Source organism: Streptomyces sp. NPDC127119 (assembly GCF_042677425.1).
GTDB lineage: Bacteria > Actinomycetota > Actinomycetes > Streptomycetales > Streptomycetaceae > Streptomyces.
The window spans coordinates 20,167-35,217 of record NZ_JBHXTO010000062.1 but is presented as its reverse complement, the minus strand read 5'-3'; the positions used below and the strand labels follow the sequence as shown (position 1 = coordinate 35,217).

Here is a 15,051-nt window from a genome sequence, read left to right as displayed (position 1 = left end):
CGTAACTAGGATGGTGGCGACAGGATCCACCGATGGCAGGGCTGGCGACACCGATGGCAGGACGTGCCGACGTACCCGAAGTGATCTGGGCCCGACCCGAGCGCACGGGGCGGGGACCGAGGCCCGCGTTCACGCGGGCCGACATCGCGGCCGCGGCCGTGCGGATCGCGGACGCGCAGGGCCTCGACGCCGTGTCGATGCGGCACGTGGCGGCCGAACTGGGCTGCGGGACGATGTCGCTCTACAACTACGTGCCGCGCAAGGAGGACCTGTACGAGCTGATGGTCGACGCCGTCAGCGCCGAGCACGAGTTGTGGGAGCCGGCGGGGGACTGGCGGGCCGACATGCTCCGGGTCGCGTACCAGGCGCGGGCGCTGATGCACCGGCATCCCTGGCTGCCGGCCCTGATGTCACCGGTCTACGGCTTCAGCCCGAACGCCCTGCGGTATCTGGAGCACTGCCTGGCCTGCCTCGACTCCTTCGACGGCACGTACGGGACGAAGTTCGAGCTGGTCGCGATGGTCAACGGCGTGGTGACGACGTACGTCGGCAACGAGCTGGCCACCGCCGAGCGGGCGCGCGCGCTGCCGTGGTCCGAGGAGCGGGAGAACGCGGTGCGGGGGGCGTATCTGGGGGGTCAGGTGGCCAGTGGGGTCTATCCGCGGATGGCTGCGGCGTTCGCGGAGGACTCGGGGCCGATTGATCTGGGGGCGGTGTTTCGGCGGGCGTTGGAACGGGTGCTCGACGGGTTTGACCCGTCTCGCTGAAGGGGGCCCTGGAGGGTTGTTTTGTAGCTGCGGGTGCGTCGTGGCTGGTCGCGCAGTTCCCCGCGCCCCTGAAAGACAAAAGACTGCGCCGTTCCCCGCGCCCCTTGGGGCTGCGCCCCCTGAACGGCTGGGGGTTACAGCAGGGTGAACTGGCCCTCCGGGCCCTCCTCCTCGTGGGTCAGGACCGAGGCTGGGTGTCGGGTGGTGGTGGGGGGTGGGAGGACGCCCGCCTGGTGGAGGTCCGTTGTGGTGATGGGGTTCGCCCCGAGCGGCAACTCCGCTCGCTGTGAACGCAGTTCGCTCAGCAGGGTCAGGACCGTCACCAGTTCCAGGAGGTCCGTGGTCCAGGGCTGGGGCCAGGTCGTGGGGCGGACGGCCTCCAGCGTGCCGGGCTCGGGGCGGGTGATCCTGCTGCCGAACCACTGGTCCAGGACGCGGACGCCGCCGACCTCGAAGTCCCAGGCCGCGGGCGGGACGGGGGAGATACGGCCCTCGTCGAGGTGGAGGGTCTCCTCCTCGCGGTCGTAGCGCGGTTCGACGGGGAAGGGCGGCAGCGGGGCCCGTACGTACGGGCGGCGGCCCCCGGGGAGCTTGGGGCGCTCGCCGTCGCGGCGCATCAGCCACAGCATGCGGTGACCCGACTCCGTACCGAGCGACCATAGTTCGGGATCGGCCGTGAGCGGGACGGTCACCCCGCGCGGCCCCCGGCCGGCGACCGCGACCGTCCAGGCGAGGACGTCCGGCGGGGCGGGGGAGTGGCCGAGGCGTTCGGCCAGAAGGTCCAACAGGCCCGGTGCCAGGTTCGGTTCGAGGCCGCCGGGCCGCCGGTACAGGGGGTGCACGCGGCCGGGACGGGCGACGGGGGCCGCCTTCGTCCCGGGAGGCTTCGACTGCGGCGGGACCACCGGGAGCACCGACGAGACGAGGAGCGCAGGGCCGTCGGGCGAGGGCGGCTGCTCGACCGCGAACACCTGGTGCTCGTCGGCCACCCGCCACAGCTCGGGACGCGCCGCGTCGATCAGCCGGTGGTCGGGGATCAGCCACTGCTCGTCGAACGGGCCGGTCTGGATCCGCACCGGCTCCGCGCACGGGCCCGAGGCGCGCGCCAGCCGGCCCGTACCGGAGGCCTGGCCGGGCAGTTGCCCCACGGCCGAGTGCAGGGTCCGCGCGCGGGTGGCGCCGAACAACGCCTCCCGGTCGGGCCCCTCGGCCTTCACCAGGGCGTCCCACCGCGCTTTCAGGGACGCCGGGTCGGGGGCCGCCGGCCACGCCCGGCCCAGCCGGGGAGGTGCGACGGACCACGGCATGAGGTCCGCGAGCAGCGGAGCGTCGTCGTGCGTCACGCTCGGCATCGTACGACGTGGCCCGTGGGCGGCGGCCGGGTCCCGCACGGTCAGTGGGCGTCGAGGGTGACGGTGAACGAGAAACGGTCGCCCCGGTAGTGGATGCGGACCACGTCCAGCGCCCGGCCGTCCGCGCCGTGCACGACGCCCGTGTAGTGCAGGATCGGGCTCAGCAGCGGGACCTGGAGCAGCCGGGCGGTCTCCGGGTCGGCGAGCCGCGCCTCGACGGTGTCGGTGATCTGGCCGATCTTCGCCCCCGCGACATCCCGCAGGACCTTGGTCATGGGCCAGCGGACCAGATCCTCCGCATCGAACAGGGCCGCCAGCTCCGGCCGCACGTAGTTGCGGGCGTGGTTGGTCGGCTCACCGGTCTTCTCGTCGCTGCGCAGCCGGTGGTACGTGGCCACCTCGGCGAGATCCGGGAAGTACGCGGAGAGTTCGCCGGACACGGGCTCGCTGCCGTGGTCGAGCAGCTCCGTCGTCATGCCGGACTGCTGGGCCACGATGGCGTCGACCGAGCCGAGGAGGCGGACCGGCGCGCCCCGCAGGGCGCTCGGCTCGATGAACGTGCCGCGTCTGCGGTGCCGGGTGATGAGCCCCTCGCTCTCCAGCTCCTTGAGCGCCTGCCGCATGGTCAGCACGCTCACCCCGTAGTGCTCGGCCAGCTGTTCCTCGGTGGGCAGGCGCAGTGGATCCTGCGCGGACCGCCCGAGTATCGAGGCGCGCAGGGACTGCGACACCTGATACCAGAGCGGCAGCTTGCGGTTCAGGACGATCGAGTCCGGCGCGAAGGAGGTCACGAGGGTATCCGTACCGGTCGCGGGCGTCGGTTGCAACGGGCGCTCACGACGGGCGGCCACGGGAAGCGGTCGTCCGGGGCCGGCGGGGGCCGTGCGCCGTCACGGCCGCCCGCCCGCCCGGAAGTGCCGCTCCAGCCCCTGCCACACGTCGTCGTACGAGGCCTGGAGGTGCTCGGCGTGGGCGGCCTGCGCGGTGGCGGTGACGGGCCAGCGCGTCTCGAACATGAAGGCCAGACCGTCGTCGATCCTCTGCGGTCGCAGCTCGGCGGCACTGGCCCGCTCGAAGGTCTCCCGGTCGGGGCCGTGCGCGGACATCATGTTGTGCAGCGAACCGCCGCCCGGCACGAACCCCTCCGCCTTCGCGTCGTACGCGCCCTCGATGAGCCCCATGTACTCGCTCATCACGTTCCGGTGGAAGTAGGGCGGCCGGAAGGTGTCCTCGCCCACCAGCCAGCGCGGCGCGAAGACCACGAAGTCGACGCCGGCGAGGCCCGGGGTGTCGGACGGTGACGTCAGCACGGTGAAGATGGACGGGTCGGGGTGGTCGTAGCTGATGGTGCCGATCACATTGAAAAGGCTCAGATCGTAGGTGTACGGCACATGGTTGCCGTGCCAGGCGACGACATCCAGCGGCGAGTGGTCGTACATCGCCGTCCAGAGGTTGCCGCAGAACTTGTTGACCACTTCCACGGGCCCGGCGGTGTTCCCTCCCGGCCCGTCGCCCTCCACGTCCTCGTACGCGGCGACCGGTGCGCGGAAGTCCCGGGGGTTGGCGAGCCCGTTGGCGCCGATCGGGCCGAGGTCGGGGAGCTGGAAGGGCGCCCCATAGTTCTCGCACACATAACCCCGGGCGGTCGGGTGTGTGGTCTGCCCGTCAGTGTCGGAGGCATCGCCCAGCAGCTCCACACGGAAGCGGACCCCACGGGGAATGAGCGCCACATGTCCTGGCTCCACATGCAGCAGCCCGAACTCGGTGCGCAGGAGCAGCCCGCCGTGTTCGGGCACGATCAGCAGCTCGCCGTCGGCGTCGCTGAAGACCCGCCGCATCGAGGAGTTGGCGTGATACAGGTGCACGGCCATGCCGGTGCGCTGGGTGACGTCGCCGTTGCCGCCGAGGGTCCACAGGCCCGCCAGGAAGTCGGTGTCCGGCGCCGGCTCCGGCAGGGGGTTCCAGCGCAGCCGGTTGGGGTCCGGCACCGACTCGGTGAAGGGGGCCGAGCGCAGGGTGCCGTTGTCCGTGCGGGTGAAGGCGGGGTGCGCGGCCGACGGGCGGATGCGGTACAGCCACGAGCGGCGGTTGTGCGCCCGAGGCTCGGTGAACGCGGACCCGCTCAGCTGTTCCGCGTACAGCCCGAGCGGGACCCGCTGCGGTGAGTTGCGGCCGTGCGGGAGGGCGCCCGGGACCGCCTCCGAACTGTGTTCGTTGCCGAACCCGGAGAGATACGTCAGCGCCTCGGCGGCCTTCCGCAGTGCCGTGGCGTCGTTGCGCGCGTCCCCGCTCATGAGTGATCGCTCCCTCGTTCTGATTCCTATGCATCACCGTAGGATTCGGTGAATCGGTGCGCAAGAGGGAGGAGCCGGGGCCCGGCGGGAGACGGCGGGTTCGCGCCAGACCCGCGGAGGTGGCCAGGACTGGGGGCCGGACCACCCGACTGGGCCCAAGAACCCGACTCAAGAGGGATCCGGCTGTCGGAGCGGTGCTCTAATCTCCCGGCATGTCGTGGACGCGCGCATTCCTCACCGCGCTCGCGGTCTGTGCCCTGTTCGGAGCTCTGCTCGCCGGAGCGACGGGCTGCGGGTCCGGCGGCGCGCGCGAGGACGACGAGGTCAGACCGTCACCGGTGGGCAGGGTGCTGAAGGACACGGACGAGGAGGGGCGGCACTACCGTGAGATCGACAAGAAGAGCGCACCCGAGGTCGAGATCGAGATACAGCCCGCGATGGGCGGTGCCGCCGACGACGCCGACGCGGGCTGGGACGTCAGGCTGACCGTCCACGACTTCCGCTTCTCGCCGGCAGGCACGGAGAAGAAGGCCGAACCGGGCCGCGGGTACGCACTGCTCCGGCTGGACGACCGCCCCCTGGCCCTGCTCCGGGGTCCGACCCACCACCTGGCGGGCGACATCGTCCCGCGCGGCACCCACCAGGTGACGGTGCGCCTGCACGCCGCCGACGACACGGTATGGGCCGTGGACGGCGAGCCCGTCGCCGGCACGGCGGACATCACGGTGTCGAACCCGGCCCCCGAACCGACCTCCCGCCGAACGACGCCTTCGGTGTCCCCGGAAGACGGCTGGGCGTCGACGGCCGGGGCCGCGCGGTCCGCGGAGTCCCCGGTGGGCGGCGCGCTCCTGCCCACCCCGGCCGACGGCCCGCCGCCCCGAGCCACCCCGGCCGTCCTGGCCGGCGGCCTCCTGCTCCTGTCCCCTGTTCTCGTGAGCAGCGGTGCATGATCTGCACTGTCTGCGGGGGGCGTTCCCCACGGCCGCCACGCCAGGTGGTGCGCGCCCCCACGGAAAGCCGCCCGCCCCGTCGGATGAGTGGTACGGGCATCCACTTCGTACCCCAGGGCAAGGTTCACCGGACCCCGGCGGAAAGGCATCATGAAGCCCGTGCCCCAAGCGACCTCGCTGCGCCGCGCGCCCGTCCAGCGCCGTAGTGCCGAACGACTCACCCGCATCCTCGACGCCTGCGCCGACCTCCTGGACGAGGTCGGTTACGACGCCCTGAGCACCCGTGCCGTCGCCCTGCGCGCCGGCGTGCCCATCGGGTCCGTCTATCGGTTCTTCGGCAACAAGCGGGCCATGGTCGACGCGCTCGCCCAGCGCAACCTGGACATCTACACCGACCGCGTCACCCAGCGACTCCGGGAGACCGGCAGCGGAGCGGGCTGGCGGGTGGCCATGGACGCGGTCCTCGACGAGTACCTCGCCATGAAGCGCACCGCCCCCGGCTTCTCGCTCGTCGACTTCGGCAACCAGATACCCGTCGGCACCCGCGACGCCGAGCCCAACACCCGCGTCGCCGACCGGCTGACCGACATGCTCTCCACGTATCTCGACCGCGCCCCCGACGACGACCTCCGGCGGATCTTCCTCATCGCCGTCGAGGCCGCCGACACCCTCGTCCAGCTCGCCTTCCGCCTCGACCCGGCGGGCGACGAGCGGGTCATAGGCGAGACACGGGAACTGCTCCGGGCGTATCTCTCACGCTCGCTCGACTGACCGGCCGTGCGGCGGTGACGGCCCCCCGCCCCGCCGCCGGCTCCGGGACGCGCGAACATCGGCGTCCCGCACCCCCTCCCCACCGTTCATACCGGTCGGTATGCTCGGCCCGGTCAGAGCGCCACCGTTGTCGCCGTTCCCTCCGGGAGGACCCGTGTCCACCACCGCCGACTCCCACTCCCGTACAGCCCTGCGCATCTGCCCGCTCTGCGAGGCCACCTGCGGGCTGACGCTCACCATCGAGGGGACCCGGGTGACGAGCGCGCGCGGGGACCGCGACGATGTGTTCAGCCAGGGGTTCATCTGCCCGAAAGGGGCCTCGTTCGGGGCCGCCGACGGTGACCCGGACCGCCTGCGCACCCCCCTCGTACGCAAGGACGGCGAACTGCGCGAGGCCACCTGGGAAGAGGCCTTCGACGCCGTCGCCGCCGGACTGCGACCGGTCGTCGAGCGGTACGGCCCGCACTCCGTAGGAGCCGTCCTCGGCAACCCGAACGTCCACACCATGGCCGGCGCCCTCTACCCGGCCGTCCTGCTCTCCGGACTCGGCACGCACAGCGTCTTCACCGCGTCCACCGTCGACCAGATGCCCAAGCACGTCTCCAGCGGTCTCCTCTACGGCGACGCCAACGCGATCCCCGTACCCGACCTCGACCACACCGACCACCTGCTGCTGATCGGCGCCAACCCCCTGGAGTCCAACGGGAGTCTGTGCACCGCACCCGACTTCCCCGGCAAGCTCAAGGCCCTCAAGGCGCGCGGCGGCACCCTCACGGTCATCGATCCCCGCCGCACCCGCACCGCCAAGCTCGCCGACCGGCACGTCCCCGTCCGCCCCGGCACCGACGCCCTGCTCCTCGCGGCCATGGCGTACGTCCTCTTCGACGAGCACCTCACCGACCTCGGCGAGCTGAGCGAACTGGTCCAGGGATACGACGAACTGCGCGACGCCGTACGCGACTTCACGCCCGAGGCCGCAGCCGGGGCCTGCGACGTCGACGCCGACACCATCCGCGCGCTCGCCCGTGAACTCGCCGCCGCGCCCACCGCCGCCGTGTACGGCCGCATCGGCAGCTGCACCGTCCCGCACGGCACCCTCGCCAGCTGGCTCGTCGACGTCCTCAACATCCTCACCGGCAACCTCGACCGGCCCGGCGGCGCCCTCTTCCCGCAGGCCGCCACCGACCGCACACCCCGCCCCGCGGGACCCGGCCGCGGCTTCGCGCTCGGCCGCTGGCACAGCCGCGTCAGCCGTCACCCGGAGGCCAAGGGCGAACTGCCCCTCGCCGCGCTCGCCGAGGAGATCGACACCGCCACCGAGGAGGGCGAACCCATCCGCGCCCTCGTCGTCGTCGCCGCCAACCCCGTCCTCTCCGCCCCCGACGGCGACCGCCTGGACAAGGCCCTCGACTCGCTCGACTTCATGGTCAGCGTCGACCCGTACCTGAACGAGACCTCGCGCCACGCCCACGTCGTACTGCCCCCGCCCCCGCCCTCGCAGAGCCCGCACCACGACTTCGCCTTCAACACCCTCGCCGTCCGCAACCAGGTCCGCTACACCCGCGCCGCCGTCCCCCTGGAACCCGGCAGGAAGGCCGAGACGGAGATCCTCGCCCGGCTCGTCCTCGCCGCGACCGGCATGCACGGCGCCGACCCCTCCGCCGTCGACACCCTGGTCGTCGACCAGACCCTCGCCAGGGCCGTCAAGGAACCGCACTCCCCGGTGCACGGCCGCGACCCCCGCGAACTCGCCGCCGCCCTCACCGGTGACACCGGCCCCGAGCGCCGCCTCGACATGATGCTGCGCCTGGGCCCGTACGGCGACGGATTCGGCGCCCGCCCCGACGGCCTCAACCTGAAGACGCTGCTGGCCGCGCCCCACGGCATCGACCTCGGGCCCCTCCGATCGCGGCTGCCCGGCCCCCTCAAGACCCGCAGCGGCCTCGTCGAACTCCTTCCGCAGCCGCTCGCCGACGACCTCCCGCGGCTCAGGGACGCCCTCCGGCAGCGCCCCGACGGCCTCGTCCTGGTCGGCCGCCGCCATCTGCGCTCCAACAACAGCTGGATGCACAACATCCCCGCCCTCACCGGCGGCACCAACCGCTGCACCCTGCACATCCACCCCGACGACGCCGAACGCCTCGGCGTCGGCGACGGCACACCCGTACGCGTGAAGGGCGCCGGGGGAGAGGTCGTCGCCCCCGCCGAGGTCACCGACTCCGTACGGCGCGGCGTCGTGAGCCTGCCGCACGGCTGGGGACACGACCGGCCCGGCACCCGGCTGAAGCACGCCACCGCGGACCCCGGTGTCAACGTCAACCAGCTCCTGAACGGCAGCCTGCTCGACCCGCTGTCCGGCACCGCGGTCCTCAACGGCGTACCCATCGAGGTCGCGCCGGCGGCCCCCACGCCGTGAACCGCTGTGACCAGGAGTTTTGCGCTTATTGCTCTCGTGTCAACATCTTGTTAAGACTTGTCGGCCCGACCTAACGTCACTCGAACCGCCGTCCCTGGTGGGAGTTCAAGGGCGAACGTTAGGTATCCACTCATGCTGACCATCCTCGGCTTCACCATGATCGCGACCTTCCTGGTCCTGATCATGATGAAGAAGATGTCGCCGATCGCGGCGCTGGTGCTGATCCCGGCACTCTTCTGTGTGTTCGTCGGAAAAGGCGCCCACCTCGGCGACTACGTCATCGAAGGGGTGGGCACCCTCGCGCCCACCGCCGCGATGCTGATGTTCGCCATCGTGTACTTCGGCGTCATGATCGACGTCGGCCTCTTCGATCCGGTCGTCCGGGGCATCCTCAAGTTCTGCAAGGCCGACCCGATGCGCATCGTCGTCGGTACGGCCCTGCTCGCCGCGATCGTCTCCCTGGACGGCGACGGCTCGACCACCTTCATGATCACGGTCTCGGCGATGTACCCGCTGTACAAGCGCCTCAAGATGAGCCTCGTGGTGATGACCGGTGTCGCCGCCACCGCCAACGGCGTGATGAACACCCTTCCCTGGGGCGGCCCGACCGCCCGCGCCGCCACCGCGCTCAAGCTCGACGCCGGCGACATCTTCGTCCCGATGATCCCGGCGCTCGCCGTCGGCCTGGTCGCCGTCATCGGCCTCGCGTACGTCCTCGGCCTGCGCGAGCGCAAGCGCCTCGGCGTGCTGAGCCTGGCCGACGTCCTGGAGAAGGAGAAGGCCGAGAAGCAGGAGGAGGAGCTGCGGGAGACCGAGACGGTGCTCGTCGGCGCGGGTGCCGCAGGTGCCTCCGGTGGTTCCGATGGCTCTGGTGACGGCAAGGTGCGCTTCGCCAAGACCGCGGGCGGATCGGGCTCCGGCTCCGGTACCGACGCGGACGCCCCGGGCGGCTCCGGAAGCGGAGCCGAGGAGGACGACGTGGACGACGTACGCCTCCAGGGACTGGACCCGAACCGCGCGACCCTGCGTCCCAAGCTGTACTGGTTCAACGCGCTGCTCACGGCGGTCCTGCTCACCGCCATGATCATGGAACTGCTGCCGATCCCGGTCCTGTTCCTGCTCGCCGCGGCGCTCGCCCTCACCGTCAACTTCCCGAACATCCCGGACCAGCGCGAGCGCCTCGCCGCGCACGCCGACAACGTCCTCAACGTCTCCGGCATGGTCTTCGCCGCCGCCGTCTTCACCGGCGTCCTCCAGGGCACCGGCATGGTCGACTCCATGGCCAAGTGGCTCGTCGACGGCATCCCCGACGGCATGGGCCCGCACATGGCCATCGTCACCGGCGCCCTGAGCCTGCCGCTCACCTACTTCATGTCGAACGACGGCTTCTACTTCGGCGTCCTGCCGGTCCTCGCCGAGGCCGGCACCGCGCACGGCGTCTCACCGCTGGAGATCGCCCGCGCCTCCCTCGTGGGCCAGCCGCTGCACATGTCCAGCCCGCTGGTCCCGGCCGTGTACGTGCTGGTCGGCATGGCCAGGGTCGACTTCGGCGACCACACCAAGTTCGTCGTCAAGTGGGCCGCCCTCACGTCACTCGTGGTGCTCGGATCCGGAATCCTGTTCGGCATCATCTGAGGCATGACCGTCCGATGGAGAACGTCACTGTGAAGCCCGGTGGGAACCGCGGCTGGCTGCTTCGCCTGGTCATCGCCTTCAGCTTCGCGCAGGGGGCGGTGTCCATGGCCCGGCCCGCCGTCTCCTACCGGGCCCTCGCGCTGGGCGCCGACGAGCGGGCGATCGGTGTGATCGCCGGGGTGTACGCGCTGCTGCCCCTCTTCGCCGCCGTACCGCTCGGCCGCAGGACCGACCACGGCCGGTGCGCCCCGCTGCTGCCGGTGGGCGTCGTCCTGATCGCCGGCGGCTGCGCCCTCAGCGGTACGGCCGACTCCCTCGCCGCGATGGCGGCCTGGAGCGGTGTCATGGGCCTCGGACACCTCTCCTTCGTGATCGGCGCCCAGTCGCTCGTGGCCCGCCAGTCCGCACCGCACGAACAGGACCGCAACTTCGGCCACTTCACCATCGGCGCCTCCCTCGGCCAGCTCGTCGGACCGATCGCCGCGGGCGCCCTGATCGGCGGCCCCGACATGGCGGGCACCAGCGCCCTCGCCCTGCTCGTCGCGGGCGGCGTCGCCGCGTTCTCGTTCGTCTCCCTGTGGCGCATCGAGGACCGTACGCCGTCCACGTCCCGTACGGGACCGGGCGGACGCGTGCCCGTGCACCGCATCCTGCGGACCCGGGGCGTGCCCGCGGGCATCTTCATCAGCCTCGCCGTGCTCTCCGCGACCGACATCCTCACCGCGTATCTGCCGGTGGTCGGCGAACACCGGGGCATCGCGCCCTCCGTGATCGGCCTGCTGCTCAGCCTGCGCGCGGCGGCGACCATCGCCTGCCGGCTGGTGATGACGCCCATGCTGCGGCTGCTCGGCCGGGCCGCGCTGCTCACCACGACCTGTCTGCTGGCGGCCCTGCTGTGCGCCGGGATCGCGCTGCCCGTGCCGGTCTGGGCGCTCGCCGTGATCCTTGCCGCGCTCGGCTTCTGCCTGGGCGTCGGGCAGCCCCTGTCGATGACCACGGTCGTCCAGGCGGCCCCGGACGACGCCCGCTCCACCGCGCTCGCCCTGCGGCTGACCGGCAACCGGCTCGGCCAGGTCGCCGCGCCCGCCACCGCGGGCCTGATCGCCGGAGTCGCGGGCGTGGCCGCGCCGTTCGTGATGCTCGGGGCACTGCTGCTGATCGCCTCGGGGCTGGGACTGCGACAGGGCCGTACCGGGCCGGGGGCCGTTGGAGCCGCCGGAGCCGGAACCGGAACCGGAACCGGAGCCGGAGCCGGAGCCGGAGCCGGAGCCGGAACCGGGAGTGGGAGTGGGGGCGAAACGGATGCGGGCCGCGTCGTGACCCCTCCCTCCCCTGAACTGGAGAAACGCCGAACGAGCCGCGGCGGCGCCTGAGTTGCGGCGATTCGAGGCGTTCAAAGGGTTCCCCGGGGCCCGCGCGGTCCGTTAGCTTCCGTGACTCATAGGTCTCGTACGTACCAGTACGGGCCGTCCGAACCGTCCGGCCGCGAAGCATCGTGAACATCGGTGCCCCGTGGGCCCCCGGGGGTCACGTCTCATGCCACGTGCCGTCTCGCTCCACCAGGTCAGCAAGTCCTACACGCAGGGCGTCCGCGTGGTGCAGGGGCTGTCGCTGGACATCGAGCCCGGTGAGTTCCTGGTGCTCCTCGGGCCCTCCGGCTGCGGCAAGTCGACCGTGCTGAGAATGATCGCCGGACTTGAGGAGCCCACCGAGGGGGAGGTGCGGCTCGACGGGGAGTACGCCAACCATCTCGCGCCCGCCGAACGGCACATGGCGATGGTCTTCCAGAACTACGCGCTCTACCCGACCATGAGCAGCCGCGCGAACATCGGCTTCCCCCTGCGCATCGAGGAACCCGGCCGGGACCCGGGCCCGCGGGTCGAGGCCACGGCCCGAATGCTCGGCATCGAGGACCTCCTGGACCGTTTCCCCCACCAGCTCTCCGGCGGGGAGCGGCAGCGCGTGGCCATGGGACGGGCGATCGCCCGGCACCCCTCCGCCTTCCTGATGGACGAACCGCTGGCCAACCTGGACGCCAAACTCCGCAGCCATCTGCGGGCCGAGATCGCCCGGCTCACCCGGGACCTGGACGTCACGACGCTGTACGTCACCCACGACCAGGCGGAGGCGATGTCCCTCGGGGACCGGGTGGCCGTTCTGCGCGGCGGTGTGCTCCAGCAGCTCGGAACACCGCGTACGGTCTACGCGCTGCCGGAGAACGTCTTCGTCGCCGCCTTCATCGGCACCCCGCGGATCAACCTCCTGCGGGGAGTCGTTCTCGCCCCTCTCGACGGGGCGATGTCGATCGGCCTCGGCCGCCAGGCGCTCGTCCTGTCCGAACCGCTGTCCCCGGACCACCGGCTGCTCCGGGTGCAGCAGGGGCGCGAAGTCATCGTGGGGCTGCGCTCCGAGGCGGTCCGCCTGGCGCGGCCCACGCGGGCGCGGCCCGGGGAGGTGGCGATCAGCGGGCTCGTCGAGCATGTGGAGTTCCAGGGGCACGAGGTGCTGGTCCACCTCGACACCGGTTCGCAGCCCGCGCTGGTACCGGAACTCGAAGCGCCGCGGCCGGTGGCGCGGGTGGGTGGGCGGCGCCGTCGGGAGGGCCGGGTGTTCGACCGGCTGCGGGGGCGGACGCTGCGGGCCGGGCCTGTCGTGGTGCTGGAACACCCCGCGGACGCGGAGCCGGAGCCTGAGCCGGTGTCGACGGAGGCGCGGCTGCCGGGGGATCTGATCGTGCGTACGACGCCGGACCACGCACTCCGTCCCGGCATGCAGGTACCGCTGCTGGTGGACCTCGCACACCTGTACGTCTTCGACCACGACGGCATAAGAATCTCCCCGGCCCCAAGAAAACGCCCCGACCTGGAAGCCTGATCCCCGAGGCCCCTCGGGGCGACGACCTGCCGGGTGCGCAGTTCCCCGTGCCCCTGGGGGGTGGACGTGCGTGGTCGGGCGCGGGCCCGCGGCGGCTGGCCGCGCAGTTGCCCGCGCCCCTGAGGGGGTGGGGGCGTGCGTGCGTTGACGGGTGCGGGTCCGCGGCGGCTGGTCGCGCAGTTGCCCGCGCCCCTAGGGGGGTGGGGGTACGGCGGGATTCTGTCTGCGGGTCCGCTGCGGTTGCCCGCGCAGTTCCCCGCGCCCCAAAAAACGAACCCCGCGCCCCTCAGTACCGCGAGAAACGGCGCGAGCAACCAGAACGCACCCGCAGGCAGCAATGCACGCCAGCCCCCATCCCCTCGGGGGCGCGGGGAACTGCGCGGCCAGCCACCGCGGACCCGCACCCGAGCACGCCCGTCCATCCCCCAGCGCCGTGGTCGGCCCGCGCCCGACAGCCCATACCCCTGGCGGGCAAAAACTAACACCGCTAGTTTGTAGCGGGCGTGACGGCTAAGTTGGGCCGCGGACGACCACACCCCCACCCGCGGGAGGACCCCATGAAGGCACACGACGGCATGTACATCGACGGCGCCTGGCGCCCCGCAGCCGGGACGGACACGATCGCCGTCGTGAACCCGGCCGACGAGCAGCTCATCGCGCACGTCCCGGCCGGCACGATCGAGGACGTGGACGCAGCGGTCCGCGCCGCCCGCGAAGCCTTCCCGGCCTGGGCCGCCACCCCGCCCACCGAGCGCGCCGCCCGTATCGGCGCCCTCAGGGACGTCCTTGTTGCCCGTAAGGACGAGATCGCGGAGACGGTCACCGCCGAACTCGGCTCACCGCTGAAGTTCTCGCAGGCGGTACACGTCGGCGCCCCCATCGCGGTAGCAGGCTCGTACGCCGACCTCGCCGCCTCGCACTCCTTCGAGGAGAAGGTCGGCAATTCCACCGTCTACCTCGAACCCGTCGGCGTGGTGGGCGCCATCACGCCCTGGAACTACCCCCTGCACCAGATCGTCGCCAAGGTCGCCCCCGCCCTCGCGGCCGGCTGCACGGTCGTGCTGAAGCCCGCCGAGGACACCCCGCTGACCGCCCAGCTCTTCGCGGAGGCGGTCCACGAGGCAGGCGTCCCGGCGGGTGTCTTCAACCTCGTCACCGGCCTCGGCCCGGTCGCAGGCCAGGCACTCGCCGAGCACGAAGGCGTGGACCTGGTCTCTTTCACGGGCTCCACGGCCGTCGGCCGGCAGATCGGCGCGACGGCGGGCGCGGCAGTCAAGCGTGTCGCCCTCGAACTGGGCGGCAAGTCCGCCAACGTCATCCTGCCGAGCGCGGACCTCGCGAAGGCCGTCAACGTCGGCGTCGCCAACGTGATGTCCAACTCCGGCCAGACGTGCAGCGCCTGGACCCGCATGCTGGTGCACGACTCCCAGTACGACGAGGCCGTGGCCCTGGCCGCCGAGGCCGCCGCGAAGTACGGCGAGCGCATCGGCCCGGTCGTCAACGCCAAGCAGCGCGACCGCGTGGTGGGTTACATCGAGAAGGGTGTCGGCGACGGCGCCCGACTGGTCGCGGGCGGCCCCGAATCCCCCCGGGAACGGGGCTACTTCGTCAGCCCGACCGTATTCGCCGACGTCACCCCGGAGATGGCGATCGCCCAGGAGGAGATCTTCGGCCCGGTCCTGTCGATCATCCGGTACGAGGACGAGGCGGACGCGCTCCGCATCGCCAACGGCACGGTGTACGGGCTCGCGGGAGCCGTCTGGGCGGGGGAGGAGTCGGAAGCCGTGGCCTTCGCGCGGCGCCTGGACACCGGGCAGGTCGACATCAACGGCGGACGCTTCAACCCCCGAGCTCCCTTCGGCGGTTACAAGCAGTCGGGCGTCGGCCGCGAACTCGGCTCGCACGGACTGTCCGAGTACCTCCAGACCAAGTCCCTCCAGTTCTGAAGATTCAGAGATCCGGAGATTCGAGAGATTCAGAGTCCTAGGAGCG

The 15,051-nt window shown here is 71.9% G+C and carries 11 protein-coding genes; 8 read left to right on the top strand and 3 right to left on the bottom strand.

The annotated features are described in order from the left end of the window. Positions 1-53 precede the first annotated feature (53 nt). Positions 54-767, top strand: a complete 714-nt coding sequence (locus tag ACFVH5_RS24585) for a TetR/AcrR family transcriptional regulator (RefSeq protein ID WP_385835895.1) — start codon at positions 54-56, stop codon at positions 765-767. A gap of 134 nt (positions 768-901) precedes the next feature. Here ACFVH5_RS24585 and ACFVH5_RS24580 read toward each other — a convergent pair whose 3' ends face one another. The 3 genes from ACFVH5_RS24580 to hmgA all read right to left on the bottom strand — a co-directional run bounded on the left by ACFVH5_RS24580 (position 902) and on the right by hmgA (position 4,413). Beyond that, complete coding sequence (locus tag ACFVH5_RS24580) at positions 902-2,119, bottom strand: type ISP restriction/modification enzyme (RefSeq protein WP_385835878.1); 1,218 nt, start codon at positions 2,117-2,119, stop codon at positions 902-904. A gap of 41 nt (positions 2,120-2,160) precedes the next feature. Then, positions 2,161-2,910, bottom strand: a complete 750-nt coding sequence (locus tag ACFVH5_RS24575) for a GntR family transcriptional regulator (protein ID WP_385835877.1) — start codon at positions 2,908-2,910, stop codon at positions 2,161-2,163. 99 nt (positions 2,911-3,009) lie between these two features. Then, on the bottom strand, positions 3,010-4,413 hold the full coding sequence (hmgA, locus tag ACFVH5_RS24570) for a homogentisate 1,2-dioxygenase (protein WP_385835876.1): 1,404 nt from the start codon (positions 4,411-4,413) through the stop codon (positions 3,010-3,012). A 212-nt stretch (positions 4,414-4,625) separates the two neighbouring features. Between hmgA and ACFVH5_RS24565 the strand changes: the two genes are divergently transcribed. The 7 genes from ACFVH5_RS24565 (at position 4,626) to ACFVH5_RS24535 (ending at position 15,005) form a co-directional block, all read left to right on the top strand. After that, positions 4,626-5,363, top strand: coding sequence for a hypothetical protein (locus ACFVH5_RS24565; protein ID WP_385835875.1), 738 nt, complete (start codon positions 4,626-4,628; stop codon positions 5,361-5,363). A gap of 150 nt (positions 5,364-5,513) precedes the next feature. Continuing rightward, positions 5,514-6,134: a TetR family transcriptional regulator gene (locus tag ACFVH5_RS24560; protein WP_384812785.1), complete on the top strand. Its 621-nt coding sequence runs from the start codon at positions 5,514-5,516 to the stop codon at positions 6,132-6,134. A 154-nt stretch (positions 6,135-6,288) separates the two neighbouring features. Further along, positions 6,289-8,550: a molybdopterin oxidoreductase family protein gene (locus ACFVH5_RS24555; RefSeq protein WP_385835874.1), complete on the top strand. Its 2,262-nt coding sequence runs from the start codon at positions 6,289-6,291 to the stop codon at positions 8,548-8,550. A 132-nt stretch (positions 8,551-8,682) separates the two neighbouring features. Further along, a complete protein-coding gene (locus tag ACFVH5_RS24550; protein WP_385835872.1) occupies positions 8,683-10,185 on the top strand; it encodes a CitMHS family transporter in 1,503 nt (500 codons plus the stop codon). Positions 10,186-10,214: 29 nt separating this feature from the next. Next, positions 10,215-11,558 carry an MFS transporter gene (locus ACFVH5_RS24545; RefSeq protein WP_385835894.1) on the top strand — a complete coding sequence of 448 codons (1,344 nt, stop codon included), beginning with the start codon at positions 10,215-10,217 and terminating at the stop codon, positions 11,556-11,558. A gap of 163 nt (positions 11,559-11,721) precedes the next feature. Beyond that, positions 11,722-13,059, top strand: a complete 1,338-nt coding sequence (locus ACFVH5_RS24540) for an ABC transporter ATP-binding protein (RefSeq protein ID WP_385835871.1) — start codon at positions 11,722-11,724, stop codon at positions 13,057-13,059. 557 nt (positions 13,060-13,616) lie between these two features. Beyond that, on the top strand, positions 13,617-15,005 hold the full coding sequence (locus ACFVH5_RS24535) for an aldehyde dehydrogenase family protein (RefSeq protein ID WP_385835870.1): 1,389 nt from the start codon (positions 13,617-13,619) through the stop codon (positions 15,003-15,005). Positions 15,006-15,051: the final 46 nt, after the last annotated feature.

Coding starts and splice junctions, on each gene's coding strand:
- ACFVH5_RS24580 (WP_385835878.1), bottom strand. CDS start 2,119: ATGCCGAGCGTGACGCACGACGACGCTCCGCTGCTCGCGGACCTCATG.
- ACFVH5_RS24540 (WP_385835871.1), top strand. CDS start 11,722: ATGCCACGTGCCGTCTCGCTCCACCAGGTCAGCAAGTCCTACACGCAG.
- ACFVH5_RS24585 (WP_385835895.1), top strand. CDS start 54: ATGGCAGGACGTGCCGACGTACCCGAAGTGATCTGGGCCCGACCCGAG.
- ACFVH5_RS24550 (WP_385835872.1), top strand. CDS start 8,683: ATGCTGACCATCCTCGGCTTCACCATGATCGCGACCTTCCTGGTCCTG.
- ACFVH5_RS24535 (WP_385835870.1), top strand. CDS start 13,617: ATGAAGGCACACGACGGCATGTACATCGACGGCGCCTGGCGCCCCGCA.
- ACFVH5_RS24560 (WP_384812785.1), top strand. CDS start 5,514: ATGAAGCCCGTGCCCCAAGCGACCTCGCTGCGCCGCGCGCCCGTCCAG.
- hmgA (WP_385835876.1), bottom strand. CDS start 4,413: ATGAGCGGGGACGCGCGCAACGACGCCACGGCACTGCGGAAGGCCGCC.
- ACFVH5_RS24565 (WP_385835875.1), top strand. CDS start 4,626: ATGTCGTGGACGCGCGCATTCCTCACCGCGCTCGCGGTCTGTGCCCTG.